The following is a 20,872-nucleotide window of genomic DNA, read 5'->3' on the forward strand; positions in this document are numbered from 1 at the left end:
AATAAGAAAAATGAAAAAAAAAGTAATAGCAGCGCTTTTCGCCATGTTTATCGGAGGAATTACGGCATCTGCACAGGATCCGATGGTAGAAAAAAAGAATACCGACCGTAAGCCCCCTTATATCTATCCGGAGGAAAGCATCGTAAGGGACAATATAGAAAAATGGCAGGATATGAAATTCGGTATGTTTATTCATTGGGGAACATACAGCCAGTGGGGTATAGTGGAGTCCTGGTCCATTTGTCCGGAAGCATACAAATTCTGTATGGTGAGACCGGAAGGAATGAACTATTTTGACTATGTGCGGAAGTATGAAGATTTGAAAAAAACATTCAATCCTGTGAAATTCAACCCTGAAAAATGGGCTGAAGCGGCAGAATATGCTGGAATGAAATATATGGTTTTCACAACCAAGCATCATGACGGATTCAACATGTACGATACTCAGTACAGCAATTATAAGATAACCGATGCCGAGTGTCCGTTCCATACAGATACAAATGCTGACATTGCAAAGGGAATTTTCGACGCATTTCGTGGCAAAGGTATGATGGCAGGTGCTTACTATTCCATAGCGGATTGGAACAATAACGACTATTGGTGGGATTATTTCCCTCCAAAAGACAGGAATGTAAACTATCCTCCTGAAATGTTTCCGGAAAAATGGCAGAATCTGAATGATTTTATCAACAATCAGTTGGATGAGCTGACCGGAGGAAAGTACGGTAAGCTCGGCATGCTGTGGTTCGACCTGTGCGATGCTTCTCCTGAAAAACACCCGCAATGGGAAAGATTCGCAAAGACGGTAAGGACCAATCAACCTGGAATCATGATGGTGGCAAGACATACGAATAGCATCTATGAAAATTACAGGACTCCGGAACAGAAAATACCGGATCGTGCTTTAGACTATCCTTGGGAGGCTTGTATGACTATGGCCACTCAATGGTCATACAAACCGGATGATATTTACAAATCCACCCATGATATCCTGACCACCCTTGTACAGATTGTTTCACGTGGAGGGAACTTTCTGCTGAATGTCGGACCGGGTCCTGACGGAGAACTTGCTCCGGAGGCATATCAGCGACTTAAGGAAATCGGAGACTGGATGCAGGTCAACTCAGAAGGTATCTATGGAACGAAAGCGATTGCTCCTTACAAAGAGGACAGGATAGCGTTTACTTCAAAAGATAACAACGTATATGCCTTTTACCTGAATGCCAAGGGTGAGCATATGCCATCTGTGGTGAAAATCAAATCATTCGTTCCGGTTTCTGCCAAATCGGTATTTTTGATGGGATATAATCGCCCCCTCAAATGGAAAAAAACCGGAGATGGAATAGAAATCGTCATACCGGAGTCTGTCAGAAAGAATCCTCCTTGCGATTTGGTCTGGGGTTTTAAATTGAAGGTCAAATAGAGTATTTCGAATATTAATTCCATTTTGAGATGAAAATTCTTTTCTTTGTTATTTGGGCTGCAATGACTTTCTGCCCGGTATGGTCTAGTACCGGGAAACTGCCGGATGTGCCGTCCGTGCTGTTTCTCGGAGTAGATTTCCCTGAAGAAAATGCCACCTATATTGAAAACCAAATCGCTTCCGGGCTGAAAATACTGGATTTAACAGACAGCCCGGAAGTAGCCTACCGTCGTGTAGGGGGAATAAAGGAAGCAGCGGAGGTCATATCTACGGAGAAAACGGGAAGATATAGAGTGTTTGTCATACAATGCAGAGATTTGAAAACTAATGAAAATACTTTCCGTAAGATTTGCTTAATGGCTGCCAGACAAAATACCGACATATTATGGATGACATCTGATACAGTCCAAATCGTTTCCAAGAATTGTGATTTTGCCGATTATGAGGGCTTTTGTGCCAATCTGAAAAGTTATGACTGGAAGCGGTGCACATCATATATCGCAGATGCCGTGTCTCAATGGTGGACTGGCATGGCAAAAGGAAATAGAGGAATTGAAAGGCTGCCTGTATGGCAGGGCAAAATTCCCGATTATGAATATTCCGGGCCGGAATATATCAACTCAATAGCACGTATTGACAGGATTTCCGAACCGGAATTGGAAGTCTTCCTTCCTCGGCAGTCGAAGAAGTCCCCGGTGGTAATCTTTTTCCCGGGAGGAGGATTGAGTTATACCGGTTTTATCAGAAATGCACGTGAGGCGGCAGAACTGCTGAGGCCATATGGAGTTGCGGTAATCGGTGTAAAATACAGGGTGAAACGTGGACTTGACGTAGCTTTGGAAGATGCAAAACAAGCCGTAAGGACAGTCAGAGAAAGAGCCTTCGAGTGGAATATAGATGAAAATGCAATCGGAGTAGCAGGACAGTCGGCAGGCGCACTGATTGTATTGAAGTTGGCTTCAGCCGATTGCCCAGACACCTCTTCGCGCCCTGACTATGTGATTCCACTTACGAGCTGGTACTACGGGAAACAGAAATGCCCGTTCAGATTCGATGCCGAGACTCCTCCTTTTTTTATGCGTCATGCAACTAATGACAGTGGTTACGGTCTTGCACTTAGTGTCAGGGAAAAACTCTTGGAAGCTGGAGTCTCGTTAGATTGGAAGACTGTCGATGACGGAGGACACGGGGCCTTTGAAATCACTGTCGACGGCTATGGACACAACTGGACCGCCGAACTCGTAGAATGGATGAGAAAAAATGAAATATTGAAAAACCGATAATCATGAAAAAGAAGTTGATTAAATTGTTTATTACGGTTGGTCTTGTCTTGGAGCTTGGCTCATGTACGGATGTGACTGACACTCCTGAATATTACGGAGTATATAAAGAAGCGGATATAGAAAATATACAGCCGTCCTCGTGGTTAAGAGAAATATTGCAGAGGCAGAGAGACGGACTCGGACTTAACCGTAAGGAGTCAGGTTATCCTTATAACACATGTCTGTGGAATGGAATAATCCCGAAGGGAGGAAATCTGATCGCGAAAGGCTGGTGGCCTTATGAACAATCGGGATATATGACTGACGGTCTGTATAGGTGTGGAATATTCTTAAGAGACAGTGTACTTATGCAACTCGGTTGCGACAATGCCAGATATGTCTTATCCCATCCCCGGGCGAACGGAATGCTGGGTCCGGAAACCCTCGGTGAGAGCCAGTGGGCATTTTCGGTATTTGCGCGGACGCTACTTGCGTATTACGACTATACTGGAGACGACAGGGTTCCGGTTCTGCTGAAAAAACATTTTTCCGCACTAAATGATACTCTGACTAACAGACAGACTTGTATCATAGAAAGCATGTGCAAAATATATTCATATACGGGCAACAAGGAAATCCTGCAGAAAGCCAGACATATTTGGGATCTGTTCAGTATGAACGGAGGAACAAAAGACAATGAAGTGTTCATCCATGAAGATATGGTCTCTTCAAAGCCGATTGACGTACATGGGGTGACAGCCGCCGAAGTTTCCAAACAGCCGCTGATTCTGTATCTCTACACCGGCAAGCAGGAATATCTCGATGCCGCACTTGGTTTTTACTCTTCCGTGGAGCGGGAAAACGAACTTCCGGATGGGGGATACCGGCTTCATATGAAAGCTTGTTTCCTAAGCATGCAGAAGCGCTGCATGAGACCTGTGATATCAGTGACTTCATATGGAGTTACGGTTACATGCTGATGGCAACCGGAGATGTCAAGTGGGCGGATAAGATGGAATCGGCTGTGTACAATGCAGCCTTGGGAGCTATTAATAAGGATTTCAAGGCTCTGCAATACTTCTCGTCTCCGAATCAGTTGTTGGCAACTGAAAAAAGTTCCATGGCTCCATACGGTGAAGAAGGCTTGTCACGTCAGGCTTACAGACCGGGATTTGATGTCGAATGTTGTTCCGGCAATGTCCACAGGATGTTCCCGAACTATATCTCAAGGATGTGGATGAATGGTGACGAGCATGAGATAGTTGCCGCTTTGTACGGTCCATCGGAATATAGGACAGAGATTAATGGCACAAACGTATGCATAACGGAAGATACTTCTTATCCTTTCTCCGGGAAAATAACATTCAGGTTTGCTCTCGATGGCGCTCCAGTCAAAATACCGTTTACAGTGAGAATTCCATCATGGGCAGTGAATGCGAAGCTGACTGTCAATGCGGAGCAGCCGAAAGAATATCATGCAGGAGGATTCAGTACGATAGAAAGACGGTTTAAGGATGGGGATGTCGTAGAGTTGGACATCGATATGAAACCGAGGACAGAGAAAAGAGCTGATACCGAAATGAATGTATATATGGGGCCGCTACTGTATTCTGTAAATATCGATGAGAATGTCGAGATCATAAAGGACCAGTTCAAGACATCAGTAGCTTTTCCTGCATATAACGTGACTCCTGCTTCTAAGTGGAATTTCGGTCTGCCTGAAAATCCTGAAATAACTGTGGTTAGCACAGGGAAGAATGGATTCCCGTGGACACCAGATTCAACCCCTGTCAAGCTTAAAGTAACTGCATTTGAAATTCCGGAATGGCGACTTCTGGGCAATACGACTCCCGGACTACCCGGCGAGAAAATTCAGGTTTCATCAAAATGTGAAGAAATAGAAATGGTACCGTCCGGATGTACAAGGATAAGAATGACGACACTTCCGATAGTGGAATCTTGCAAATGAAATTTAAAATTAAATTAATTATGAGTAGAATTACGATGACTGTACTGTCTGTCCTTGTTTTGATGTCTGCGTGTACATCAGGACCCAAAACGAGAACAGACAGACAATTGCCCGTTTATCTTGATGAATCAAAAACGATAGACGAGAGAGTGGAAGATATTATCCCACGTCTTACACTGGAAGAAAAGGTGGCATTGTGTCATGCCCAGTCCAAATTCAGTTCTCCCGGAGTGCAACGACTCGGTATTCCTGAGTTGTGGATGAATGACGGGCCGTTCGGTGTAAGGAGCGAAGTCCTTTACAACAGTTGGACAAAAGCGGAAACTACCAATGATTCCTGCACAGCATTTCCAGCTCTTACGGTTCTTGCATCCAGCTGGAATACGGAACTTGCGTCTCAATATGGACAGGCTCTCAGTGAAGAGGCGAACTATCGGGAGAAAGACGTTCAGCTTGCTCCGGGAGTAAATATCGCAAGGACACCTCTTAACGGAAGAAACTTCGAGTATATGGGTGAAGATCCTTTTTTGGTCTCGAAAATTGCTGTTCCGTATATCAAAGCCATTCAGGATAACGGTATTGCCGTATGCGTGAAGCACTTTGCACTTAATAATCAGGAGTATCAGAGAGATACTGTTAATGTAGAAGTGTCCGAAAGGGCATTGCGAGAGATTTATCTTCCTGCCTTTAAGGCTGCAGTAACAGAGGCCGGGGCATGGTCTGTAATGGGAGCATATAATAAACTCAGAGGACAATACTGCTGCCACAATAGTTATCTCATCAACGATATTCTTAAAGGAGAATGGAAATTTGACGGGGCAGTCATCTCGGACTGGAGTGGAACAAAGAATGCGTATGAGGCTGCAATGAACGGACTTGATATAGAAATGGGAACTTTAAAACCGTATAATAAATATTATATGGCCGATTCTCTCCTATATTTTGTCCGTAACGGCAAAGTACCTATGGAAAAACTTGACGATAAGGTCAGACGTGTTCTTAAACTTAATCTAAGAACGGCAATGAACCGCAATCGTCCTTGGGGAAGTTTCAATACGAAAGAACATACTGACTTGGCACGCCATATCGCAGAGCAAGGGATTGTATTGTTGAAAAATCGCAATAATATTCTTCCTGTAAATACTGAAAAATGCAGGAAAATAGCTGTAATAGGAGAAAATGCCGTCAGAACCCATGCCAGCAATGGAGGTGCTGCTGCTCTTAAACCAAGATATGAAATTACTCCGCTTGCGGGCATCGAATCGCGTTTCGGAAAAGAAGTGGAAGTGTCTTTTGCAAGGGGATACAGCGCTTACACTCCAACGATAGACGGAAAGATCGCTCCTCCGGCTTATGACAACACACGATTGGCGACAGAAGCAGTAAAACTTGCTGGAGAAAGTGATCTTGTTATATTTGTGGGAGGTCTTAATCATAACTGGAGGCAGGACAGCGAAGGATATGACAGAGAATCGTACAGTCTTCCTTATGGACAGCCGGAACTCATACGTAGAATCCTCGAAGTGAACAGCAATGTCGTGTTGGTTCTTGTTTCCGGAAATGCCGTGGATTTGCGTTTTGCTGAAAATGTCCCATCCATTGTACAAGCATGGTACTGCGGTTCCGAGTCTGGCCATGCCATAGCTTCCGTGTTGTCCGGAGATGTCAATCCGTCCGGCAAATTACCTATCTCATTCCCTGCGGCTCTTGAAGACTGCGGAGCGCATGCATTTGGCCCCGAAACATATCCGGGAGTTAATGAAACCGTGACATATTCAGAAGGTATCTATGTCGGATACAGATGGTTTGATTCAAAGAATATTACCCCTATGTATGCTTTTGGACATGGTTTGAGCTATACTTCCTATGAATATTCAAATGCAAAAACCGATAGGTCCGTTTACAGCCCTGGTGACAAAGTAAAAGTGTCGTTCTGTGTGAAAAATACGGGAGCACGTGACGGTGATGAAATATCTCAGGTTTATGTTTCTCAAATCAATCCGTCTTCTGAACGCCCGGTAAAGGAACTTAAAGGATTTGCACGCACCTCTTTGAAATCAGGTGAGTCCAAAGTAGTTGAAGTGGAACTTCCTGTTGATGACTGGGCATTTTGGGATGAACAGTTGGATGGATGGAAATTGGAAAAGGGCAAATATAACATAAGCATAGCAGCCGCTTCCGATGATATCAAATATGTAGTTAGTGTTGAAATCAAATAGTATGCGAAAATTATTCTTAATCATTTTAATAATACTGAGTTCTATGCTTGTCAATGCACAGAACTTGGTTCTACCACTATATGGCAAAGCCGAATTTGAGACGATTGCTTCTCTTGATGATGAAATGCCTGAATTACATGTGTACCTTACGGACAGACCGAGTAGACAGGCAGTCGTGGTTTGTCCCGGTGGTGGATACAAAGGACTTTCTTTCGGTTCGGAAGGAGTCGCTGTAGCAAAATGGCTAAACAAAAACGGCATTGCAGCCTTTGTCGTCAAATACAGGATGCCAGCAGGAAGGCAAGAAGTGCCTGTCAAAGACTTGACAAGAGCTTTTGAAATCGTGATGGCCAATGCAGGTAAATGGAATCTTGATTCCTGCAAAATCGGCCTGATGGGCTTTTCCGCAGGAGGACATCTTGCGGCAACAGCTCTTGTGACGTTGAGGGGTGAATTGAAACCTGATTTCGGAATCTTGGTCTATCCGGTAATATCTATGAAAAAAGATATTACTCACCAGTTCTCAAGATTTAATCTTATAGGGAAAAAACCATCCGAAGATACTGTAATTAAATTCTCTACGGAAGAGCAAGTTGCTGAAGATACCCCTGCAACCATTCTTTTTCACTGTTCAGATGACCCAGCGGTAAAACCGGAAAATTCCATCGTATTCTATCAGGCGTTACTGAAGAATGCCGTTCCTGCTGAAATGCACATCTATCCGAAAGGCAGACATGGTTGGGGCTTTATCGAGGGGGCTCCTTTTCCTTATTTCAATGAATTCAAAACTACTGTTCTGAGGTGGATTGCAGAACAGAACAACTAAATATTTATAAATATGATTAGAACTCTGTTATTGGCAGTTTGGCTTATGTTTATGATTGCCCCTGCCGGTCTTGCAGTAGAAAAAGGAAAAATCAAGGTTGCCTGTATTGGCAACAGCATCACTTTCGGTGCAGGTCTATCCAATCAGGCAAGAGACAGCTATCCTGCGGTGCTAGGGCAAATGCTCGGTTCCGGCTATGACGTGAGAAACTTCGGAGTTAGTGGCACTACTGTGCTTTCTTCCGGAGACAACCCCTACATAAAAACCCGCGTGTATAAACAGGTGTTTGAATTTCAGCCAGATATAATATTTATTAAATTCGGCACCAATGATTCAAAGGGTGGTAATTGGAAACATAAGGATGAGTTTAAGGGAGATATGCAGGCTATGATTGACGTGTTCTCGGGTATGGATTCTAAACCCAAAATTTATTTGTGCCTCCCGGCTACATGTTATATTGAAAAAGGCCCTATTAAAGATAGTGTTATAGTTCACGGTGTAATCCCTCGCATCAGGGAGGTTGCAGAGAAAAACCGTCTTGAAATAGTCGACATGCATGCCGCTACTTCCGGAATGCGAGAACATTTCCCTGATAAACTACATCCGGACAGAGTAGCATCTTTGGAGATGGCAAAGTGTGCGTATGGGGTGATGAACGGAAATTCCAAAGAATTCCAACTTCAAGATTTCCCCGGAGTCAAGACCAAATGGAAAGGTTATGATAAATATGATTTCGAGTTCAACGGGAGAAAGGCTAATATAGTAGCTCCCTCCAAGCCTCTTCCTGGTAAGCCTTGGATTTGGAGACCTGCTTTTTTCGGGGCTTTCCCTGCTGTAGATATCGCAATGCTGGCATTGGGCTACCATGTAGTGCATTATGACCTGGCATTCCTTTATGGCAGCCCGAGGTCTCAGGAACTCGGAACCCAGTTTTACAATGCCATGATTAAGTATTATGGCTTCTCGGAAAAAGTTGTCCTGGAGGGATTCAGTAGAGGCGGACTCTTTGCAGTCGATTGGGCAGCGGCAAATCCGGAGAAAGTATCGTGTATCTATCTTGATGCCCCGGTATGCGATATTACGAGCTGGCCCGGTCGTGAAAGGGCTGACTTATGGCAGGAGTTTCTGCAGGAGTGGAATATCAAAGAAGAGGATATGAAAAATTTCAAGGGCAATCCTATCGACAATCTGAAACCTTTGGCAAAAGCAAAGATTCCGATTATAGCTGTAGCAGGAGACAGTGATAAAACCGTGCCGTATGACGAGAATCTTGAAATCTTGGCGGCACGTTATAAAAAACTTCGGGGAGAGATTGAGGTAATCGTCAAAGAAGGCTGCGATCATCATCCTCACAGTCTTGACGCGCCAGCTCCTGTTATCAAATTTATATTGAATCACTAAAAAATTGTCCCACGTTGCATGTAAGCGGAATCTGGTCGTTCCCGACTAGATTCCGCTTATTTGTAAACCAGTATATTTCTGTTCTTTACGTATTAAAACGTTCCCGGGAACGTTTGCGATGATTTATACTATAAAATGCTTGTGTATTGATACTTATGAGCATATATTTGTACGTGCTCAGTGAGTGCAAAAGACATAATATATAACCAATCATTAATAATTAAACCCCAAAATGACATTGATTAACATTACATGGAAACAGCTTATCATGCTTACAGCCTTAACCTTTGTCGGAACTCTGCACGCAGCGGATAAGACCGGACAGGATGAATGGCGATTTGCAAGCTACGGAAAAGATGCTAAGGGATCCATTACCGTGGATTCCAACACTATGACAATTAAGACAGAGAACACAAAAAATGCCTTTTTTGAATCTGATGAGTACAGTTTTGCATATAAAGAACAGCCATTTTTGCATGACGATTGTTCAAAATCTGTGATAACGGTGAAAATTGACGATATAAAGAAAGGTTCTGCTGGTATTATGATGAGATCCACTGATAGCCAAAGCTCACCGAATGTACATCTTGAAGCAACTGCTACCGGAGATTTGTTCGTTTTTTTTAGACAGCAGGAAGGAGGCAGTACCTCTTACAGACGAGTGGGGTATATCGGTTTTCCTGTTGAGATAAGGCTTACGAGACAAGGAAATTCTTTTTTGAGTCATTATAAAAATGCCGCTGATGAGTGGGTTAAAGGCCCTGCTGTTTTTGTCAATCTTGGAGAAAAGCATTTGTCCGGTTTTTATGCCTGCTCCGGAAATGACAATCAAATAGGCTATGATGTGAATTCTTTTCGTAAAATGCAGGTGACATTCAGAGATTGGGCTATCGAATACAGCGATAATTTTATCCCTGCGGAAGATAATTTTGTCGACAAGGAACCGATTGCGCCGAATACCCTTTTGAGAGAGAATTTTGCAGACGGCAGTTTATGCAATGTACCTGCAAGTATTGTGAATCCGATATGGAACGGCATCAAATTTGCAGAATTGCCTTATGCAGAAGACGGCAGCAGATATTGGAGAAAACGCGGTGATGGCATATACTATTTAGGAGACAAGAAATGGGCTGACTATGAAATTGCCGTCCGTCTTTCTTTTCCAGAGCCGACTGTGAGCACTTCTGAATTTTCAGTGCAGATGCGCTATCAGAATATAGCAATGTATTCAAAAATGCTGAAATATTACGGGGTAAGCCTGAAAAACGGTAATGAAATCACTCTGAATAAATACAAGTCGGGTGGAAATACTATAGAGCCGCTCCAAAAAGTGAAAGTAGATTCGTATAATGATAGAAACATACACGAACTCAAAATCCGTGTAATGGATAAGAATTACGAAGTTTTGTGGGACGGCGAAAGCATCATAAAAGGAACAGATACCAAAGAACCTATAACCTATGGGAATATAGGCTTGAAATTCACGGACTGTGATATAAACATATACCGCATAGAAGTGATTGAGATAAAAGATGAAATCAACGGAAATCTCGATAACTATTTGCTGGATTATTACGACACGAAAATCCCCGATTATATTATTAAACAATATTTGAAATAATGGAATTGAATAAAATATTATTATTTGGATTAACCTTTTTATGGGTTTGTTCCAGCAATGGTTATTCTGCCGATAGGCAAGATGGTAAATTCGAACCTAAGTTGTTTCAGGTAACAACTGCAGAGACAAGGCCTAATGATGCGGTACTTATCAGGGGTGAATATCTTGACAAGATAAAGACAATAAAAGTTTTTACTCTGGATAATGGAAACGTCGGCAATGCCGAACCTGCGTATGTTCCGCTCCCTGCAGAGGACAGGCTGCCCGATACAAATGGTACCGACCTTCGTACCGGGCCGTTGGCATCCTATAAGGCTAAAACGGTGGACTTGCTACAGCAAAAGGAACAGTCTCTTAAGTTTATTGTGCCCGAGGATTTGAAGAATGGGGTTTTCAGTGTTGAAATGACAGATGTCAATAATGAAAAGGCTTATTTTTATCTGAACGTTCCGATTGTCCGTTGGGCTTTGAGCGAGGATGGTGAATGTGCGGTTGCCGGAGATTATCTCAGGGTTCAAGGAAAGAATCTTTTACGGGATAAGGACAAGGCGCATGCTGTACTTGTTCCGCTAAAAGGCGGAAAAAATGTAAGATGCAAGGTTACGGATTTTTTCGACGACTTTTCCGTTAGTGTTGATATTCCGGACAACACGCCATTAGGCACATATTATTTGTATTACCATAACGGAATGGGAGGAAAGACAGCATGGAGCGAACCTTTGCGGATAGATGTGGTGTCCAAATCTCCTGACTGGTGGGGTGTGAAAGTATTCAATGTGATGGACTACGGTGCCGTGGGCGATGGCGTCCATAATGAAACCGCAGCTTTCCGTGCAGCTCTTCATGCTGCCGAACAAAATGGTGGCGGTAAGGTATATGTGCCGAGAGGCAGATATATGCTTACGGGTGAGCTCATTCTTTCTCCAAATACATTGATCGAGGGAGAATCAAAAGAATTAACTCATATATTCTGGAATCCTCTCAATTGGGATTTGTATGAATTGCCTAACAGCCTTATTAGCGGAACTCACCACTTCGGCTTGAGAAATTTAGTAATGTGGTCTTCACGTGCATGGGGTGTCATCATGTCTACGGGACCCGTGGAAGAACAAGGAACGGTATTGCTCGAAAACCTAATTGTACGCCAGACAGGACAGCTCAGTGGTATGATATATCAAGTGAAGTCGAATAGGGATCAAGTCGAAGCGGAATTTCACAGCAGATGGAGCAAAACAGGTATCATTCTTCGTGGTAAGAATCTTAAAATAAGGAATTGCGTCTTCAATTCAGCCGGCATGTACACTTTCTATGCGGCGGGAGGATTTGTCCAAAATTGTCGTTTCGAGAGACATACCACAGGTACTAATCAGCCATATATGCTGGTACATCCAAAGGGGCTGATATTCGAGGATTGTTACAAGCAGGGAGATGGTTTCGGGTATGCCTCAAGTATCGATGAAAGCAGGAATCTTTATGAAGCGCGTAATTATATTCCGTTCGATTATACCAATGACCGCGAGTGTATGACCCTTGATGGCGGCAGCGGCGGATATTACGGACCGATAAAATCTGTCGAAGGTAATATAATTACTATCCCGGAAGATGCGGAAACAAACCAATGGACTGAAAACCACTGGAACGGTGGAGGAGTCTATATTATCAACGGGACGGGAGCAGGACAGTTCAGACGTATCCGCAGCCATACTCTGACAAAAATTGAGTTGGATCAGCCGTTTCTTGTGCAACCGGATGCCACATCTGAAATAAGTATTACCACCGTAAGGCATCATTTGTATTTCATCAATAACGAGGCAGTCGACGTAGGAGCTTATCAGTTGTATGGTTCTGTACAGAATTGTGTGATTTCCGGCATGACGATGACACGGTGTAACGGAATTGTAGGCAGAGGTTCGCTACTGTATCGGGGAAAACAGCCTGAATGGTATATCGATATCGTCAATTGCCGTCTTAAAGAGGGTAATTATAGTCATTGGTTCGGTATTGATGACAGAGGGCATTCCGGTCACCAGAGTATAAATCTTATCGGCAGTGGAGGAACTGGCATGAGCATAGGCACTGTTATCAGGAGGAATATGCTTAGTGAATATAGCTATATCCGTACTTCCCCGGGGGCCAATCCGGATGCGGTAACGGATGTTATAATCGAAGACAACTCGTTTGATATTGCCAAGAATGCCGTATTGTTGGGTGGAAACGCCACTAACACGTCTGGCGTTCTGATTCATAACAACAGATACAATGAGGTAGATAAAAGGTTAGAAACTAATGTAGCCAAAGATAGTTACCTTGTCATCGATGACAACCCTTGAGGATATTTTTCCGATACAGACACGTTTGAGGATAACAAAGTTTCTAATCGGGGTCCGATAATACGAAAATATAGATTATGATAACAAAGAATATAGAGAAAAACAGAGCTTTTACAAAAGTCGTATTGAATGCGGACTATGTCGTAGCTGGAGGTGGACTTACGGGTGTATGCAGCGCAATTGCTGCCGCCCGTGAAGGACTCCGGGCTGTCCTTATACAGGATCGTCCTGTACTTGGAGGCAATGCTTCCAGCGAAGTTCGTCTTTGGGCATTAGGTGCCACTTCACACATGGGTAACAACAACCGGTGGTCGCGTGAAGGAGGAATCATCGATGAAATCCTTGTGGAAAATGTCTACCGCAATAAGGAGGGGAATCCTGTGCTTTTTGACATGGTGCTGATGGATAAGGTGTTGGCAGAGAAAAATATCACCTTGCTTCTTAACACGACCTTGTATAAGGTTGATAAAGGCAATGATCGGAACATATCTTCTGTCACAGCTATAAACTCGCAGAACGGAACTGAATATTCTATTTCAGGGCAGATGTTTGCAGACTGTACCGGAGATGGTACGCTAGGTTATCTTGCCGGGGCATCATTCAGAATGGGGGCGGAAGGCAGAGCCGTGTACGGTGAAGAATTTGCACCGGACAAGCAAGAGTATGGAGAATTGCTCGGACACAGCATATTGTTCTATACTAAGGACATTGGCAAGCCAGTGGAATATATCGCTCCAAATTTTGCGTTAAAGAATGTCGAAACATTAATACCAAAGTTACAGAATCCCAATTATTTCAATGTCAATCAATTGGGGTGTAAATATTGGTGGCTTGAGTACGGCGGACGCCTCAATACTATTTTAGATACAGAAGAAATCAAATACGAATTATGGAAAGTTGTCTATGGCGTCTGGGACTATATAAAGAATTCTGGAAAATTTCCTCAGGCAAAGACTTTGACACTTGAATGGGTAGGACTTTTTCCGGGTAAACGCGAAAGCCGCAGGTTCAACGGTCTTTATACTCTGACGCAGCAGGATGTTATCAATCAGTCAACCCACTATGATGCAGTAGCATATGGTGGATGGGCAATCGATCTTCATCCTGCCGATGGTGTGTATGCTGAAGGAAATGGCTGTCATCAGTGGCACAGCAAAGGTGTCTATCAGATTCCTTACCGTTGCTATGTAACTCCGGATCTTGACAATCTTTTCGTGGGCGGGCGTATCATTTCCTCAAGCCACGTGGCAAACGGTACTACCCGTGTCATGTGTACGGCAGCTCTCGGTGGAGAAGTCATTGGACGTGCCGCATCGATTTGCCTTTCAAAAGGATATAAGCCGATAGACCTCGTTGATAAAGACAAGATAGGTCTGTTGCAATCCCTCCTTGTTAAAAATGGGAATTTTATACCGGGTATTGCTGTTGCGATTGAGGATAATCTTGTCTACTCTGCGGAAATATCAGTGTCATCTGTGCTCGAACTTGACGATTTGCCGGCCGATGGAACCTGGTTCGGATTAGACTATCCTGTTGCTCAACTCATACCGGTAAATGGTAAAGTACCGGTGATCAGGATGAATATAAAGGCTAATAACGCAACAAGACTTGTAATGGAGTTGAGAAGTTCATCCAAGAGTGAGAACTACACTCCTGACACTGTTGATGCAGTTATAGAATTCGATTTAAAAAAAGGTGAAAATGAGATTATTGCAGATTTTTCCTACTCATACACGGCTCCGCGTTACGCTTTTATCTGTCTGATGAAAAATTCTGAAATTTCAGTGCCGATGAGCGGGCGGCTGGTTACAGGATTGACTACTGTGTATAATTACATCAACCCTGCAGTGTCGAATTTTGGGAAGCAGATTCCGCCTGAAGGAATAGGTGTGGAGGAATTTGAATTTTGGTGTCCGAAACGCCGTCCGGAAAACAAGAATATAGCAATGTCATTTGTCCCAGCCCTTACACCTTTCGGCTCGAAAAATTTAAGGAGTTCTTATTATCGCCCATATATAGGTACTAATGCCTGGGTAGCAGCTTTCGATGATGCAAGACCTGAAGTATGTCTCAAGTGGAATGAGAGGAAACAAATTAAATCAATTATCCTGTATTTCGATACCGATACAGATCAGGCAATGGAGACCGTCCAGATGGGACATTTCGATGCCTGTGTTCCGACTTGCTACAGAGAGTACATAGTCCGTGATTCAGAGGGCAAGGAACTTTGTCATATTACTGACAATCATCAGACGGTCAATGTGCTCGAACTAGATAAGCCAGTGATGACCGATACCATTTATGTCAACTTTGCTCGTCCTTACGACAATGTATGTCCAGGACTTATGGGAATATATGTATGTTAAGGTAACGGAACCAGTATAAATATTGATAATAAACAAACTGAAATGAATATACTTGATTACATAACCATCATCCTATTTTCAATAGGAGTGTTGATTACAGGAGTGTCTTTTTCTAAGACAGGAAAGGATATGAAAAGTTTTTTCTCAGGTGGCGGCAACGTACCATGGGGAATGAGTGGACTTTCATTGTTCATGGGATTTTTCTCGGCAGGTACTTTCGTCGTGTGGGGGTCAATAGCTTATTCGTATGGAATGGTATCAATCGTTATCCAGCTTACAATGGCTATTGCCGGATATGCCGTAGGCACATGGATTGCTCCCCGATGGCATCGTACCCACAGTCTCACGGCTGCCGAATACATTACGAACCGTCTTGGCGTCAAGACACAAAAGACATATACTTATATTTTTTTGGCCGTGTCGATTTTCACTATGGGTTCATTTCTTTATCCCGTAGCTAAAATAGTCGAAGTTACTACGGGTATTCCTCTAACCACAGCTATCCTCGTTTTAGGAGCATTCAGCATGGTTTATGTTGCTCTCGGAGGTTTGAGAGGAGTGGTTGTGACTGATGTCCTTCAGTTCGTAATTCTTTTTGCGGCAGTAGTGATAGCTGTTCCGCTTGCTTTCGACAAGATTGGTGGAGTCGGTGCATTTTTCGAAAAGGCGCCGGACAGATTTTTCGGACTCTTTGAAGGAGAGTATACTCCCGGATTCGTGATAGCCTTTGCTGTCTATAATATGTTTTTCCTCGGAGGTAACTGGGCATATGTTCAGAGATATACTTCTGTAAAGACGGAAAGGGATTCAAGAAAAACAGGTTGGCTTTTCGGTGTGCTCTACACAATCAGTCCGATTCTGTGGATGTTGATACCCATGATTTACCGAATCTATAATCCATCATTACCAGGCCTTGAAAACGAAGGAGCCTATCTTCTTATGTGCAAGGAGGCTATGCCTGACGGATTACTTGGTCTAATGCTCGGGGGAATGATTTTCGCAACGGCAAGTTCTCTCAATGCCACTCTGAACATATCGGCAGGTGTGGTTACCAACGACATATTCAAAAGAATGCGCCCTAATACTTCTGAAAAGACATTAATGAATGTGGCAAGGATTTCCACATGGGGGTTCGGAATAACAGCTATTATTATAGCGCTTCTGATACGTTCTATGGGAGGTATTGTAAACGTTGTAATCAGTGTGGCGGCATTGACGGGAGTTCCGATTTACCTTCCTGTTATATGGTCTTTGTTCTCAAAGCGGCAAACTGCGCGCACGATACTTTCAGTGACATTTATAAGCCTTACCATCAACTTGATATTCAAGTTTGTGACTCCACATTTAGGATTGGCTCTTGATAGGGCATGGGAAATGATAGTCGGTACCGCCGTTCCTGTGATACTGCTTGCCGGGATTGAGATGGTGCTGAAAGCAAAAGAATTCATCGCTCCGGAATATATAGCCTATATTTCAGGACGGAATGCAAGGATGCGTCAGGAAGACGCAGGCGATACTGAAGAATCTAGACAGACTAACAGATTTACACAGAAAGTGTTGGGCATTGGTCTCGGACTGTCCGGTGTGCTTATCACAGTTCTCGGTTTCATCGCGAAAGAAAACATTGTCGTACCTGTCGCTGTCGGATTAGTTGTGACATTGATAGGAATATATTTGCTTATTTTATCATTACGCCGTCCGCTTTAGAAGCCTTTTAGTACTTCTTCCTTAATAACGTGAGTTCGATGAAAATCACTTCGTTTAATTCATCGAACTTACGTTAGTTAGATTACTATTAAATAAGTTTATTCGTAAACAGCAAACTCATAAATCCGCGTATCTTTCCCATTAGGAGCCTGTACCGGCTGAGTAACCAGCAGACGTAAATAACGTACCTTCTCAGTCTTACCCAAAGAACGGTTAATTACATTCTGCTTATTTCCGGTTACAAAATCCAGTGTACACCATGCCTCATTCGGGTTGTTCCGACCTTGCAGGAAGCAGTTGCTTGTTATATAAGAGTGACTTTCCTGAGCAGCATTCACCATCTTCCAGCCACTTATCTCCTTTTCCGTTCCCAGGTCGAAATCAACGTAATTAGGAAGCATGGAGATGTCACACCATTTTGTGTTCTCTTTTCCGTCGACAAGGAATGCAGGCTTCTCATTATCATTGGTATATCCCGACCAGGCAACGATCTGTTCCGGTTTCAGCAGATTAACCTTCGGCTCCGCTATTTCTTGCAGACAAGCATTATCTTTATTGGCAGTACGGAACAAGGTAGACACAGCCTCAACAGGCGCATAAGGTTCCTCTACAAGCGTAGCGGCAAAGATGACCACATCCTTATTGTCCGGCAGAACAATTTCAGTGGCTTTAGCCGGAATATCAATGGCCAACTTGAACATATAAGTAAACTCATAAGCATGATCTCCCTCGGCAGAGTGGCGATGTGTACCGGTATAGGCTACTTCTGCATCCTTCAAATAGCCTTGCGTATGTCCCGTATGTCCCCACTGACCGATAAAACCGGTATAAGACGGAACAACAAGCTCCTGCAAACTCTTACCGGCGCGGAATGTTCCCTTCGCATCTTTCTCGGAAGTAGCCGCTGCAGCAAGGATGTACAAACGATTATAAGTATGTCCGGCAGGCAATTGCAAAGTCCCCCCGGTACATGACATACCATTCTTCTCTTCTTTCGTTTCCAGACGGAAAGGAATGCGATTAACAGTCAGCTCCGCAGGAATCAGCTCTGCAGCGTATGAATAACCGGACTCAAAGTCAGCTTCCCAACGGAATTCATTCCAGCTAAAGCATTTCCGGTCATAATTCAGAGGCAGCTGTTCATACTTCAGCTTCTCTTCTCCGGTAGTATTCAGGCGGATTTTATAGGTTTTGATACTATTGGGTTGTACGGAAACCTCTAATTGACGACCTTTGAAAGCCGCACTACCGATACTCTTTTCCGTACCGTCCGCTTCATTAGCGCTCAGAATGTTCCCGGCAAATGTCAGCACAGCATTTTGCAAGGCTTTACCACCGGTCTCATATACACGCACCACATACTCATCAGAGCTTTCTGCTTTCTTCAAAGCCTTAATTACTACATTATTGTTGTTTGAAGAAACCAAAGAAAAAGTCTTACCCAACGTTCCTGTATGCTTCTCCGTTCTGAAAGCTTTCACACGCTGGTTCAGCACTTCAGCATCCATAGCGGCCTGCGCCTTATCCAAAGCACCGGCATGTGGAACCAAACTATAGGTAAATGTATGATAACCTAAGTCCTGACGGTCCTGATAGGAATAATTGTTCTTTGTGGCCGGCGTATGGAGTAAAGTCAGGCGGAGGGTATTGTTATCCGGTTTATCCCAGCCATATTTACTGTCATTCAGAATAGAAACACCATAGCTGCCGCTGCGGTCGGTCAGGTCTGCCCATTGTTGGGCGTAAACTTCATAAGCAGTCAGTACATTATTACCTCTCTGGACGCTGCCGATACCAAGGTCGTATGTAGCTTTCTCGTTATCAAGATTCAAAGGGAACTCGGCTTTCAGAAGGGCATTGGTAGACTGCCAGTCTATTTCATTATAGAAATCGATACGTCCGGCCAACTCACCTTCGTAAAGGCGGATATACTGACGGAACAATGACTTGCCATGACGTTTTTCCACGCAAATGGTTTTGCGCAGTTCTCCGTCTTCATTCAAAGTCATTCTGACATCTTCCGTGATGGAAACAGGCGTACTGTCAACCGTCTTCTTCATAATCTCCCAGGCAGGCCAGTTGTAAGAGGGATTGTCAGTAAAGAGGGCCAAACGGATCTGCCTACCGCTTTTAACAAGTTCCTTATCGTTTATCTTATCATACAGAGAGGTGATGTCGCCCTGTTCATTCAACGAAATCTTATACACGGAATTCTCTATTGTCGCCTTTGCAACGGATGAGGCCGTTTGTTGTTGATTTCCGGAGAGACGGATATCATAAACCGCATATCCCGCAGCAGGCACAGTAGCTTCTACCAGCAAGTGTACCTTCCCGTCTTTATAAGACAGGATTTGAGAAGCTACTTTTTTCCCTTCCGCATTGTATGCGCTAATACCCCTGGGAAATTTGGGAGCTTCAACCGCAATTTCCACTACATCCGTTACCGGAAAACCCAACGCATTGTAGAATACAACAGGGATTCCCTTGACACGAGTATCCAATTTCTCGGAAACCGCCCCGACAGAAGCAGTCAATATACCGGAGAATTGCTTCAATGAAAGAAGTTCGTCATTCCATGAAAATTCGTATGCACGCGGAATACTGGTACCGGTAAGGTCATCGTGGAACTGATGGAAGATAAAACGCTGCCATGACTCTGTCAGACTTTTACCCGGATAACTGGCCGCACCCATCCAATCCGCCGCAACAGCAGCCCGTTCGGCAGCATCGCCCAACAGTTCATTCTGCCGGTTGTAGAGTTTCATGGCAGCTTGTGAAGTATAGCACCCTGTTCCATGCACATCCATCAGAAGTTCACCGTTGAATACGGGCAATTCGGGATGTTTGTCGTATGGCAGATAATCCTTAAACAACTGGTCGCTTGTAGCACTGATAATCTTCAACGGCCCGTTTCCTTTGATACCTTTCTCCACAGAGCTGACAGAACCCAGAGTAGGGGAACCTCCCGTATCACCCGTACCGTAATAGCGATATACGGTATTCAACGGAGTGCGTTTAGCCAGTTCCTGCAATTCTTTATCTTCCGACAGGTCGATGTTTTTCCAACGCTTACCATAATCATAACCGTGGGCAAGCATAATGGAGGAACCGTCTACTCCTTGCCATAATCCAATTGTGAAAGGATGCTTGCTTTTACCGTAAAAAGGATTGGTACGCCAGTCCAGTTTTTGTGAAGAAAAGCCGATGAGACCGCAGTGTTTGGCAATTGTAGGCAATGTCCAGCCAAAACCGAAGCAATCGGGAAGGAAGATATCGGTACTCTCCACTCCGAATTCCTGCCTGTAGTATTCCTGCCCAAGCAAGATGTTACGGATGGAAGATTCGACAGAAGGGACCAGCACGTCCGAGGCTTCCCAACTGCTGCCGCTAATGTGCCAGCGTCCCGAACGGACAAATGCTTTAAGCTGCTCATATTCGCTGGGATAATATTCCTTCATCCATGCATATTTGACACCTCCCTCAAAATTGAAAACATAGTCGGGATACTTCTTCAGCAAAAGCAGGTTGCGTGACAGGGTATTCCAGACATACTCCTTAATGGTGGTCTGTATATCCCAGTTCCATTGGGTATCCAAGTGGGCATCCGCCACCGCATAAACTTTCGCTTGTTTCTCTTGCTCCGTATTTTGTGCGTATGAACCACCCGAGCAAAACAGCATAGATGCTAATAAGATAATCGGTAATTTCATGGTTAACTATTTAAGTGAATAATCAAGATAGACACAAA

12 protein-coding genes are annotated in these 20,872 nt (G+C 43.8%); 11 read left to right on the forward strand and 1 reads right to left on the reverse strand.

All coding sequences use genetic code 11. From position 1 onward, the window contains the following. The first annotated feature begins 10 nt into the window (after nucleotides 1-10). The 11 genes from BUC01_RS05455 (at nucleotide 11) to BUC01_RS05500 (ending at nucleotide 17,124) form a co-directional block, all read left to right on the forward strand. Complete coding sequence (locus BUC01_RS05455) at nucleotides 11-1,423, forward strand: alpha-L-fucosidase (RefSeq protein WP_073312972.1); 1,413 nt, start codon at nucleotides 11-13, stop codon at nucleotides 1,421-1,423. A gap of 29 nt (nucleotides 1,424-1,452) precedes the next feature. Continuing rightward, entirely contained in the window at nucleotides 1,453-2,706 is a 1,254-nt protein-coding gene (locus tag BUC01_RS05460) for an alpha/beta hydrolase (protein ID WP_244895734.1), read from the forward strand. Between the two features lie 2 nt (nucleotides 2,707-2,708). Next, nucleotides 2,709-3,665 (forward strand): hypothetical protein, encoded by a 957-nt coding sequence (locus BUC01_RS25805; RefSeq protein WP_244895735.1) that lies wholly within the window; start codon nucleotides 2,709-2,711, stop codon nucleotides 3,663-3,665. Continuing rightward, nucleotides 3,587-4,654 (forward strand): beta-L-arabinofuranosidase domain-containing protein, encoded by a 1,068-nt coding sequence (locus BUC01_RS25810; RefSeq protein ID WP_243462288.1) that lies wholly within the window; start codon nucleotides 3,587-3,589, stop codon nucleotides 4,652-4,654. The genes BUC01_RS25805 and BUC01_RS25810 overlap by 79 nt, the downstream gene beginning before the upstream one ends. A gap of 20 nt (nucleotides 4,655-4,674) precedes the next feature. Then, nucleotides 4,675-6,873 carry a beta-glucosidase family protein gene (locus BUC01_RS05470; RefSeq protein ID WP_073313035.1) on the forward strand — a complete coding sequence of 733 codons (2,199 nt, stop codon included), beginning with the start codon at nucleotides 4,675-4,677 and terminating at the stop codon, nucleotides 6,871-6,873. 1 nt (nucleotide 6,874) lies between these two features. Next, nucleotides 6,875-7,699, forward strand: coding sequence for an alpha/beta hydrolase (locus tag BUC01_RS05475; RefSeq protein ID WP_073312974.1), 825 nt, complete (start codon nucleotides 6,875-6,877; stop codon nucleotides 7,697-7,699). Between the two features lie 12 nt (nucleotides 7,700-7,711). After that, nucleotides 7,712-9,100, forward strand: coding sequence for a GDSL-type esterase/lipase family protein (locus BUC01_RS05480; protein ID WP_025830827.1), 1,389 nt, complete (start codon nucleotides 7,712-7,714; stop codon nucleotides 9,098-9,100). A gap of 232 nt (nucleotides 9,101-9,332) precedes the next feature. Next, a complete protein-coding gene (locus BUC01_RS05485; RefSeq protein WP_073312977.1) occupies nucleotides 9,333-10,721 on the forward strand; it encodes a hypothetical protein in 1,389 nt (462 codons plus the stop codon). Further along, on the forward strand, nucleotides 10,721-13,051 hold the full coding sequence (locus BUC01_RS05490) for a glycosyl hydrolase family 28-related protein (RefSeq protein WP_025830826.1): 2,331 nt from the start codon (nucleotides 10,721-10,723) through the stop codon (nucleotides 13,049-13,051). Before BUC01_RS05485 ends, BUC01_RS05490 begins: the two co-directional genes overlap by 1 nt. Before the next feature lie 77 nt (nucleotides 13,052-13,128). Further along, nucleotides 13,129-15,417, forward strand: a complete 2,289-nt coding sequence (locus BUC01_RS05495) for an FAD-dependent oxidoreductase (RefSeq protein ID WP_025830825.1) — start codon at nucleotides 13,129-13,131, stop codon at nucleotides 15,415-15,417. Between the two features lie 42 nt (nucleotides 15,418-15,459). Then, nucleotides 15,460-17,124, forward strand: a complete 1,665-nt coding sequence (locus BUC01_RS05500; protein WP_073312980.1) for a sodium:solute symporter family protein — start codon at nucleotides 15,460-15,462, stop codon at nucleotides 17,122-17,124. 98 nt (nucleotides 17,125-17,222) lie between these two features. On the opposite strand, the gene BUC01_RS05505 is transcribed toward BUC01_RS05500, so the two are convergent. After that, nucleotides 17,223-20,834, reverse strand: a complete 3,612-nt coding sequence (locus tag BUC01_RS05505; RefSeq protein ID WP_073312982.1) for a glycoside hydrolase family 38 N-terminal domain-containing protein — start codon at nucleotides 20,832-20,834, stop codon at nucleotides 17,223-17,225. Between the last annotated feature and the right edge of the window lie 38 nt (nucleotides 20,835-20,872).

This window comes from Bacteroides stercorirosoris (genome assembly GCF_900142015.1).
Taxonomy (GTDB): Bacteria; Bacteroidota; Bacteroidia; order Bacteroidales; family Bacteroidaceae; genus Bacteroides; species Bacteroides stercorirosoris.